This is a genomic window from Methanosarcina spelaei (assembly GCF_002287235.1).
Taxonomy (GTDB): domain Archaea; phylum Halobacteriota; class Methanosarcinia; order Methanosarcinales; family Methanosarcinaceae; genus Methanosarcina; species Methanosarcina spelaei.
The window spans coordinates 1-648 of record NZ_LMVP01000370.1; the positions used below are offsets into that span (position 1 = coordinate 1).

The 648-nt window shown below is 35.0% G+C and carries 1 protein-coding gene; it reads left to right on the forward strand.

Features of this window, described 5'->3' with window-relative positions; genetic code table 11:
• Positions 1–45: 45 nt before the first annotated feature.
• Entirely contained in the window at positions 46–312 is a 267-nt protein-coding gene (locus ASJ81_RS14835) for a hypothetical protein (protein ID WP_095645070.1), read from the forward strand.
• The last annotated feature ends 336 nt before the right edge of the window (positions 313–648 follow it).

The following is a 648-nucleotide window of genomic DNA, read 5'->3' on the forward strand; positions in this document are numbered from 1 at the left end:
GGAAATGCTAACATTCAGGTGTTTTAAAACATCAATCGGATAAAAATGGATTATCTAAAAATAATAGCCAAAATTATTAATTGCGCTAACTCTAGAATATACATTCCTGAACGCGATAGAATCTTTTATGACGAATCTAATAGATGTGATGCAGAAGAAATAACTATTGAACGAGAATGGGATTCCTGGAAGCTTAAGGATGACTATTTTAAAATAGGTAAGAGTATAATGGACGAAACTGCCAACTATTATGGATTTTGGGAATCTAGGTTTTTCAATGACAAAGATGGAGAAATTTTTGTAAATCACTGATTTAGTTACTCAGGATTTAATGGGACGAGGTGAAAGGTGTCATAGACCGTTGGCAAAGTGTGCGGTGTCGTCGTCACTCCCCGTCCCGGCCCTGGGCGATTGGGGCGGTAAAAATGACTCCTTACCAGTAAAGAGGGATCGAAAAATAATTCTATGTAGTCTGGGAAGGATAGGGTACTTTAAAAAAGGTAAAATCTTTAGAAATGTAGATTTTCATAGAGGATCTCAAATTAGATTTTGATTTAAAAACTTATTCTTTTTTTCACTAACTCTGATGGGCGTTTTTCTTTATTGGATAGTAGCAATTTTAAACAATGCCATATATGCCATTCTCAA

What these genes read in the sequence shown, in the direction of transcription:
- ASJ81_RS14835 (WP_095645070.1), top strand. Translation starts at nt 46, where the DNA reads ATGGATTATCTAAAAATAATAGCCAAAATTATTAATTGCGCTAACTCT.